This window comes from Pedobacter sp. 01T416_2, assembly GCF_056398925.1.
The window spans coordinates 1-10,038 of sequence record NZ_JBFTQI010000124.1 but is presented as its reverse complement, the minus strand read 5'-3'; the positions used below and the strand labels follow the sequence as shown (position 1 = coordinate 10,038).

The 10,038-nt window shown below is 40.4% G+C and carries 8 protein-coding genes; all 8 read right to left on the bottom strand.

Annotation, left to right across the window (positions count from 1 at the left end; all coding sequences use genetic code 11):
- Positions 1-1,418 (bottom strand): glycosyl hydrolase (locus tag AC1DPQ_RS07600; RefSeq protein WP_477608646.1); only part of this gene is annotated, 1,418 nt, incomplete at its 3' end.
- A gap of 107 nt (positions 1,419-1,525) precedes the next feature.
- On the bottom strand, positions 1,526-2,827 hold the full coding sequence (fucP, locus tag AC1DPQ_RS07595) for an L-fucose:H+ symporter permease (RefSeq protein ID WP_477608648.1): 1,302 nt from the start codon (positions 2,825-2,827) through the stop codon (positions 1,526-1,528).
- 169 nt (positions 2,828-2,996) lie between these two features.
- Positions 2,997-3,440: a MaoC/PaaZ C-terminal domain-containing protein gene (locus AC1DPQ_RS07590; RefSeq protein ID WP_477608644.1), complete on the bottom strand. Its 444-nt coding sequence runs from the start codon at positions 3,438-3,440 to the stop codon at positions 2,997-2,999.
- A 395-nt stretch (positions 3,441-3,835) separates the two neighbouring features.
- Positions 3,836-4,918 carry a Gfo/Idh/MocA family protein gene (locus tag AC1DPQ_RS07585; RefSeq protein WP_477608642.1) on the bottom strand — a complete coding sequence of 361 codons (1,083 nt, stop codon included), beginning with the start codon at positions 4,916-4,918 and terminating at the stop codon, positions 3,836-3,838.
- On the bottom strand, positions 4,915-6,153 hold the full coding sequence (locus AC1DPQ_RS07580; protein ID WP_477608640.1) for an extracellular solute-binding protein: 1,239 nt from the start codon (positions 6,151-6,153) through the stop codon (positions 4,915-4,917). The genes AC1DPQ_RS07585 and AC1DPQ_RS07580 overlap by 4 nt, the downstream gene beginning before the upstream one ends.
- A complete protein-coding gene (locus AC1DPQ_RS07575) occupies positions 6,146-7,309 on the bottom strand; it encodes a CaiB/BaiF CoA transferase family protein (RefSeq protein ID WP_477608638.1) in 1,164 nt (387 codons plus the stop codon). The genes AC1DPQ_RS07580 and AC1DPQ_RS07575 overlap by 8 nt, the downstream gene beginning before the upstream one ends.
- Before the next feature lie 139 nt (positions 7,310-7,448).
- A complete protein-coding gene (locus AC1DPQ_RS07570; RefSeq protein ID WP_477583875.1) occupies positions 7,449-8,600 on the bottom strand; it encodes a CaiB/BaiF CoA transferase family protein in 1,152 nt (383 codons plus the stop codon).
- On the bottom strand, positions 8,597-9,757 hold the full coding sequence (locus AC1DPQ_RS07565) for an ABC transporter substrate-binding protein (RefSeq protein WP_477583877.1): 1,161 nt from the start codon (positions 9,755-9,757) through the stop codon (positions 8,597-8,599). Before AC1DPQ_RS07565 ends, AC1DPQ_RS07570 begins: the two co-directional genes overlap by 4 nt.
- Positions 9,758-10,038 lie beyond the last annotated feature (281 nt).

The window sequence follows — 10,038 nt, the reverse complement described above, 5'->3', positions numbered from 1 at the left end:
GGTAATCCGGTCATGATGGGTAAATAAGGCGTTAAATCGTAACCTCTACGCTTTAAAAATTCTGCTTTAAATACTGGCGACCAATTCTGGCTGCCACATTCCCAACTATCTACATGGAAAACGCTTAGAACTTTTTTGGCTATATCTGGTCCACCATGTTTTAAGGCTTCGCCATACCAATTCTTGAACTGTAATTTTACGGCTTCTGGATTAAATTTATCACATTCCAATCCTTTTCCACCACCACCTGTTGCGTTGGTATGCCCTGTTGAGGCATGCCCGATCCGTAAAATTGTCCAGTTTCCTTTCGGCGCTTTCCAGTTTAAGGTTCCATCTGGATTTAATTTATTTGTTAGGTTAATAATTTTATTTAACGGCACACAAAGTTTTTTTGCAATTTCTGCTTCTGTGCTTCTCTTACTTACCCGCCAAACTGAACCATTTTTGCCTTCGAACTGATTGAGCTGTGCTTCGGAAGATAATTCGAGATTTACGAGCTTTAATGATGGCTTCCATTTGGCTGCATCTAAATCCTCTGAACCTGGTTCTGATCCCTTTTTATCATAAATAAACCTAAAAAACTTAGCGGTGGTAGGTACAATGGAATGGGTAACATCTTCATCTGTGTCTTGCCAGCCATGGCGGGGCGCTTCCAACCTACCTATTGATCGGAAATTTTTACCATCATCACTTACCTCAATAGCCAAGCGTTGTGCCTGATAGTTATTGCCGCTGATTTTAATGCTTATCGTTCGGCAGGTGAAAGGTTTTTCAAATTCGTACTGAATATAACATGGTTCATTTGAACCAAAGTTTTTCTTATTCCCTGGCTGAACGAGACCAGTGGCATCAGCACCATTGCTGGCTGTAATTTTTGGGGCAACCGTTCTTGTTGAAATGCTTTCACCAATTGGTGAGGGGTAAGCGTAAACGGCAATATCTTTATAATAATTTTCTTTTGATTCTGGTTGAGGTAAATTGATCTTAGTAACTGTATTACTGATATTTATTTTTGACCAAACTACTTTCTGCATCGAAAATTCAGGTGTTATCCATGGGCCACCTGCCAACGCGAAACCATCGCTCACATGCATGCCTAATTTCAGATCCAACCGTTTCGCCTCACTCATTGCAAACTCAACCATTTTCCACCATTCGGGTGTTAGTTGAACGGCAGGCGGCGAATAAACTGGTACTTTATCAGGCCCCTGAATGCTCATTAAATAAGCACCCGCGATGCCGTTTGATTTCATGGCTTCCAGATCGGCGGTGATGCCGGCTTTTGAAACCGCACCTTTAACCCAATACCAAAATACCCAAGGTTTTGCACTTTCGTTCTGTTGCGCAAAAAGGCTTGTTGAAAAGCCAAAGCAAAACAACAGAATGAATATAAAAATCTTGCTAAACCTAAATTTCATTTTTTTTATTTTCTTGTAAATACCAAAGGTGACTTTCAACCCGCTCAACAATCTTTATTCGAGAATAGATTGCTACGTCGTTCCTCCTCGAAATGACGGACTTATATTTATTTGTGTGCGATTTTATATCCTCGCAAGCCGAAATAAAGAATCACCAGGAAACATACCAGCGGAATACTGTAGCCGATCTGAATATTATCTCCATACATATCGATTAAACTTCCCATTCCGAATGGTAAAATTGCGCCACCTACAATCGACATGATCAACCATGAAGAGCCTGGTTTAGTATCATCACCTATACCCTCGATTCCTAACGCGAAAATGGTTGGAAACATAATCGACATAAAGAATCCGACAGCACCTAAAGCATAAACTACATAAGAACCTTGTCCTAAAATGGCAACCAAACACAAGATTATTGATATAATTGCATAAATCACAAGCAATTTATTTGAAGATATGAACTGTAAGAGCGCCGTTCCAGCGAAACGGCCAGCGGTAAATAAAAATCCATAAACAACTAAATATGATGCAGCTGTTTTTTCGTCAAAACCACCGCCTTGTTGAGCCATTCTAATAAAGAAACTGGTAACACATACCTGCGCACCAACATAAAAGAACTGAGCAATAACCGCCCACTTTAAATGTTTGTGACGTAATGCACCAAAAAAACTTCCTTTAGCTTGTCCATCAATACTTTTGGTTTTGATTTCGGGAAGGTGAATAAAGTAAAATACAGCGGCTATTATTAATAAAACAATGCCAAGGGAAATGTATGGTGTTTTAACTGATGCTGCCTCTTCTAAGAAATAACTGTTTCTACCTGCCTCCGTCATGGCTGCCAATTCTTCTTTGGTGTGCGATTTACCTGAAAGGATAAACAATCCGCCAATCATTGGTGCCACCATAGCAGCCAATCCGTTGAAAGATGCAGCAAGGTTTAATCTACTCGTTGCTTTTGCAGGATCTCCCAATACAGCAGCATAAGGATTAGCAGAAGTTTCAAGCATGGTTAAACCACAGCCAATAATGAAAAGCGCAATTAAAAATGTAATGTATGATAAGTTATTGGCGGCAGGAACAAATAAAAATGCACCAAACGCAAAAGCCAACAAACCTGAGATCATCGTTGCTTTATAACCCCACTTTTTCAAAATCATTCCGGCAGGAATAGCCATTAAAAAGTAGGCAAAGAAAACAGAAGTATCAATCAATGTGGATTGTTTATTATTGAGGTTACATGCTTTCTTTAGGTGCGGAATCAGGATTGAATCGAGGTTATGTGCCATTCCCCAAAGGAAAAACAAGCTGATTACGAGTATAAAAGGCAATAGATACTTCTTTCCTGATGACGGATCGCCCTCAGTTACAATTTCTGGCTGTGTGGTTGTTGGTTCATTAGTCATTGGTTCATTGGTTAGGTTATTAGTCATTAGTTCATTTGTTAATAGCGATATGTTCAATAATTGTTTGGTTCATTAGTCATTAGTTCATTGGTGTCTGTCGATCGTTTTAATGATCTCTGGTAAGACTGTCGCTATAGGCGCCCAGACCAATGAACTATTGACCATTGAACTAATGAACCTTTTTCACCACCAAAAGATGGTCACAAACTAATACAACCGCTCCGTGTTGGTTGATGATTTCTACATGTTCGGTTACGGTGCCGTATTCGGGTCTTTTGCTCTCTCCTTTTTCAGTGATTGTGATTTCAGAATGAATGGTATCGCCGATAAAAACAGGTTTTACGAACCGCAATTTATCATATCCTTTACTCATGGCTTCAGGATTGATTTCTGAAGCTGTTAAACCGATCCCAATGCTAAAAATCATGGTTCCGTGGGCGATTCGTTGTTTGAACGGTTGTGTTGCACACCATTCGGCATCCATATGGTGTGGAAAGAAATCACCGGTATGGCCAGCGTGAACCACGAAATCGGTTTCGGTTATGGTACGACCTAGTGTTACACGTTTATCCTGTAATTGATAATCTTCAAAAAATGTTGATTTGAAATACATAGTTTTTAATTTATAGCGATACAATCGCTTATCTCGTGCATCCTCGTAACAAACGAGGACGATATATCATTTTAATTGTTAGCCCTTCAACCAACCTTTATTGCACCTTAAATTTTACATTGGCATTTCCATCCAATAAAGCCTAAGTAGTACGCCTACGTTCTACTTCAACCCGGCCTAATAAATTTTTCGGATTGCAGTCCCTAGCCTAAGCAGAAACTTTAAAAGAAAAATTTTAAGCCGGGAGTTTTGTTTTTTCATGGGCTTTTATGTTTTCAACTGCATTCAAGCTAGCTCTGCTGGTCTTTTGCGATCAAAAGAAAAGAGCCCGTCTGGCCAAGACATAGTGAATCAGATTGCTTCGGTTCGCTTATTCCCTGTCTCACAATAACGATTTAATTATTTAATTGTTCTTTAATCTTTACCCCACCAATATCACTCGATTGGTAGGCACTTTCTACCACGGCCATAGTTTGAATCACATCCTCGACACTGGTGTGTAAAACATCGCTTGAACCTTCATTATAGCGCATTAAATTGGCCATCGTACCTATAAATGCCTCCGGAAACCAAGATCCCTCTAACTTAACGGTTTGCCATTCTGGTGATTTTCCATCTTCTACAATACAGTATTCAAAAACATCAGGTACGCCATGCGGGTAATCCATCAATAAGCCAATTTTAGCCACAATGGCGCCTTTGGTTCCTTCCCATTTAATATAACTTTCCTGATGATTTGGACCGAAATCGTGGTCGTGGTTGGTGTTGATTACCGCATGCATCGTATCTCCATAATCGAATAAGATCGTAGAACGAGATGATGACAAACTTTTCGCCGGATGTTTTAAGGTTTTTGCTAAAATACTCTCAGGATTACCCAAAAATGACCGGATCAAATCAATATAATGAATGCTGTGGTATTGAATTTCTAACCTAGGGTGGATAATTACATGCGGAAAAATCTCCCACGGCGTTTTAATCGTTACGCGAACTTCCATATCATATAATTCGCCGATTAAACCTTTATCGATGATGTATTTTGCCGCACTTACAAATGGCGCAAAACGTAATTGAAAGTTTATAGCCGCTTTTAAATTCTTGGTTCTGCAGAGTTCGAGAATTTCTTTTGCCTGTGTAAAATCATCGCCCATGGGTTTTTGAATTAACACCGCACTTCCATCGGGCAACTGCTTTAATGTTTCGATGTATTGCTCAGGCATGATCGTTAAATCGTAAACTGTATTTGCTGGAGCAAGTTTAACCGCCTCATCAACAGAGTCATAAACGTTTGGAATACCAAAAACATCAGCTAATTTTTGTGCCCGTTCTTTCGTCCGGTTTACAATACCATGCACTTCAAAACCAGCAATTTTATAGGCTGGAAGATGCGCATCTGCCACTATTCCCCCTGCCCCAATAATAATGATAGGCTGTTTGGTATCTGGTAGTTGGGGTTTATATTTGATGTCAATACTCATTTGTCAATTTCGTTAATCTGGTTCTGTGCAAGCTGGATGAGCGCTTCAGTTGCGGCATCGGTATTGATGGCCTGTAAAACCATTTGGTCGATGATGGCGGCAATAGCAGCCCAATTTTGTTTCTGTGGCAACATATTGGCCACCTCGTGTAATTGTTCCAGTTTATGGTAATAAGGAATAATCTGGTTGATCTCTTCATCTTTCCAGGTCGAGATCCTGCAGCCGATTCCTCCTGCTAACGTGAGCTGTTTATCCTGTTCTGCAGCCAGTGCGAAGCGGAGAAAATCGTAGGCAATGTCTTTATTTTTACTGCCCTTTGCAATGGTGTAAAGCCAGTATACGTTTAACGAAGCTGAGTTTTTACCTGGAGCGCAAGGCAATCGTTCCACATCAATTTTTCCTTTTACCTTAGYGTTCGAATCTACTTCGCACATGGCCGCAAAACCGAACCAATTGATCATCATGGCGGCTTCACCTTGTGAAAAGGCTATTCCTGCAGCTACAGATTCGAATGCTGCAGATTTTGGATGAACAGCAGTTTTATCGTTAACAATTTTACGGTAAAAGTTTAAACCATCGATGGCTGCCTGGGTATTAATCTGGATAAAACCATTTTTATCAACCAGTGTACCGCCCCTCGTCCATAATTGCAAAGCAAAATCGAAAACGGTATTGTGGCCATCGGGATAACAGGCGAAAATACTGCCATATAAATTTTGCTCAGGACGGTTGAAAAAACGGGCAATCTGATGAAAATCTTCCCAGGTTTTAGGTATTGCTAAGGTTTTGCCGAATTGAGCAAAATATTGAGCCTTTTCAGTTTCACTTTCGAATAAATCTCTTCTATAAATAAAACATTCTGGTCCATCATGAAATGGTAAACCTACCACTTCCCAGCCGAAGCGCTGCAGTCCTAAAAGCGATTTGCTCCATCCCCTCGGGAAATCGTCGGGTTTGTTTTTGTTGATATATGGATTTAAAACTTCGAAATCATTGGCCGAATAGCCTTCCAAAACCCAATCGGTACTGATGTGCGCAAGATCAAAATCGCCTTTTGCCAAACCTTTTTGAGTGATGGTACTGTTGTAAAGTTCGTGCAGGTCCATTACCACCATTTCCAACTTTAGTGTACAGCCCGAACGGATACAATATTGTTCCCAGAATTTCTGCATCGCAGCTTCAAATGGCGCAAATTTACGAACGGCTATCCTGAAAGTTTCTACTTGGTTATGCATTTGCAATGGTATGCTGTGTTATAAATTCTTTGATAATTTTTTCATTATCCTGTCCTAATTTTGGCGAACCAATTGCTGAAGTCAATAATTCGCCATCAATTCGGATCGGGCATCTGGTGGTTTCATATTTGTAACCATCAATCATTTCCACTTCCTGAACCATCTTCAACACCTTAAAACCCTCATGGGCCATTAAAGCATTCCAGTTTAATACATCGGCACACCAAATATCGGCAGGTTCTAAAATGGAAAGCCATTTTTCGGTAGTCGCCGATAAAAGATGATCAGCCAAAATGGCTTTAATCTCATCACGTTTATCGAATGCTTCGCTTACTTCCACATATTCTTCCAATTTCTCGCAGCCAAGTAAATTTCCCAACTGTGGAATTGAACCCATCGCCAGGGCTAAATATCCGTTTTCTGTTTGATAAATCCCATAAGGAGCGCCTAAATATGCATTTGCATTGTTCTTTTTAGAACGTTGGGGCAAAGATCCGCCATCATTCATAAAAGTGGTGATGGTTTCAAACTGGAAATCGTAAACGGATTCCATCATGCTGATCTGTACAAAACCGCCTTCGTTTTTTAACGCTTTTCGGTATAAACAGGCCAGGATACCCTGCGCCAAATGCGCGCCCGCCAACATATCAATAATCGATAAACCCATTGCTACAGGACCACTATCGGCATTTCCGGTTAAACCGGTTAGGCCGGTAACCGATTGCAAAAGTAAATCCTGACCGGGTTTGTTTTTCCATTCCGTGTTGTTGCCATAGCCTGAAATTTCGCCATAAATTAGGGTTGGATTTAAAGCGATAACGGATTGATAATCGAAACCCAAACGCTCCATTACCCCTGGTCGGAAATTATGGATCATTACATCTGCTTTTTTAAGCAGTTCGCGTACCATTTCACAATCTTCTTCGCGTTTTAAATCAACTTCAAAACTTTCTTTATTCCTGTTGATGGCATGAAAAACAGATGATTCGCCATTCATAATCAGATTTGAGGTATAGAGCGTGCGGCAAATGTCGCCTACACCCAAACGCTCAATTTTGATTACACGCGCACCCATATCGGCCAGGCGCAAACTTGCTGATGGCCCCGATAGGAACTGGCTGAAATCGATAACTAAATAATCTTCAAGCGGTAGCATAATTTTGTTTATTTATTCTTAACTCGTCTCGTCATGCTGTCCCGAAGATTCGGGATCAGCATCTTTCCTGCTAGATAGACCCTGACCTGTAGCGAAGCGGAAAGCTACGCAGTAAAATAAATTCAGGGTGACGCACACTCTAACTCAACTCAAACTCCCTGTCAATCTCAGCCGTATCAAAACCAAGTTTTGGCGCAGCTTTCGAAGCAAATAACTTTTCATTATCCAATCTAATCGGGCTTACTGTTGTCTTTATTTTTTTGCCTTCATCTAAATCCAGTTCCTGTTCAATCTGTAGGCTTTTATAGGTATTCAATGCTGTAGCGGTTTGATAATTTAATACTTCTGCGCACCAAATACCATGGCCTTCCAAAAGATCAACCCAAAGTTTTGTATCTTCTTTTTTAAAGGTTTCGGCGAGGCGGACAATTAATTTATCGCGGTTTTCGAATGCTGAACCTGCCTCCACATACAGATCGGTAATATCGCAATTGATGATCGTACAAATATTTGGCAGGTTGCCCATGGCCATGGCAATATAACCATCATTGGTTTCGTACATGCCATAAGGAGCGCTTAAATAAGCGTGTGCACTGCCTTTTGCTCCGCTTCTATCGGGTAATTTACCACCATCGTTTAAGTAGGTGGTTAATACTTCAAACTGTACGTCTAAAATGGATTCGAGCAAACTCACCTCAACCAAAACACTTTTATTGGTTTTTGCCCTTTTGATCAAAGCGGCCATAATACCTTGTGCCAAATGGTTTCCGCACATAATATCCGAAACGGAAAGTCCGAAAGGAACTGGTCCGTCTACATCAACACCCGATAAAAATGTTAATCCTGAAACGGATTGTACCAATAAGTCCTGGCCTGGCTTGTTTTTCCACGGGCCTTCACTTCCGTAGCCTGTAACTACACCATAGACAATTTTAGGATTAATGGATTGAACATTTTCGTAATCCAGACCAATTTTCTCCATCACACCAGGACGGAAATTATGTGTCATCACATCGGCCTTGCTGATTAATTTTTTAAGTCTTTCTAAATCTTCCGGATTTTTTAAATCGGCGGTATAACTTTCTTTATTCCGGTTGATGGTGTGAAAAAGCAGGCTATCTTCATCAACGAAAAGATTTTTGATGGATAAAGACCTGCAAGCATCGCCTGTTTTTGGTCGTTCGATTTTAATTACACGGGCACCCAAATCGGCCAGTTTCAAGCCAGCCGATGGTCCTGCCAAAAATTGACAAAACTCTAAAACCAAAAGTCCTTCAAGCGGTCTGTTCATGATAACACTAAACTTTTAGATTGCCCATATAATTTGTTCATGGCTGATAAAACCTTGATTTCATCTCTACCATTTATTAAATAATCGCGCACCACATCGCCTGCATGATCTTGAAAATACATCGAACCATGGTAACGTGGACGGAGAAAAGCTCTTTGCAAGGCCGGTAAAGTATTCAGAAAATAATGCTGGCTCTGGCGGTTGACTTCTTCATTTTTCCATGCGGCCAAATGCCCTGGCTGACCACCACTCTCAAAAAACAAGGTAGACTGACAGGCTGGCGAACCTACGAATTCTACATATTTGGCAGCAATCTCCAATGCTTCGCATTTAGCAGAAATGGCTAAGCCTGTTCCACCCAATGTGCTTCTCAGATTGGTTTTACCATCTAAAGAAATCATATCGTGGAAATGCAAGATTTTGCGGGCATAACCATTACGCGAATAGTTCGAGTAGCCATAAGCAAACGGGCAATACGCAATTTCGTCGGTTAAAGTCATTGCTTCATATACCTGGATCGGATTTCTGTTGAAGTTTGCTTTATCTATTTTCGAGGCCAGTTCCCGATACATTTGCAAAGCCATGCTACCAATTTCCTTAGAGACCACCTCTTCGTTTCCTTGACAAGGATCTTCACCTAAAGAGCAGCATAGGGTATAAAAATTCATTAATACATCAATCGGAATACCTGCAAAGGCAACTAAACCTTTATCGGCAAGTGCCAATAGATCTTCAAAAGATTTAGGCAATAGCAAATCCTTTTGAGCTAATAAATCTGGTCTTGAGGCTGCTACAGGAGTTGCCGCATCTATCGGTAAAGCCCATAAGTGTTCATTATAAAAATAACTCTCGTAAGATTGACCTACAGAATTTTCTTCCTGATCTTTCAAATATTCTTTAGAAAGATAAAGATCCAAAGGCACTATTGATTTTGTTTTTGCGGCAAAACCTGCCCAAGGATGATCGATAACCAACAGATCAAATCGTTCTGCCAACTCCTGGATTGAAAAATCGGCAAATTGCTGCAAGCTTCTTTTCTCCCAGGTGATGTTTACATTTGGGTACAATTCAGAAAATCGCTGTGCCGTAGCCACCATTGGCAAAAGCCCACGGCTATGGTTCCAGGTTATTCCTTTTAAATTTATCGTCTTCTCCACTATATTTCTTCTTTTTATTTCTTTGTCATTCTGAACGTAGTGAAGAATCTTTCCTATTTCACAAAGCCTATTCAATTGCTGCCTTAGCAGAGCCTGTTTCCCATAGTTTGCAGATTCTTCGTTCCTCAGAATGACAATGCCTTTTATTGTTCTCTAATGGTTGGTGTCTCCACCGGCCATATTTTTATTTTACTTATTTCGGTTGCTGAGACACCAACCGATAGGTTCATTTCTGTTATTCTATTTTCCTGTTTTTATAATTATCGATGATGATGTTAAAC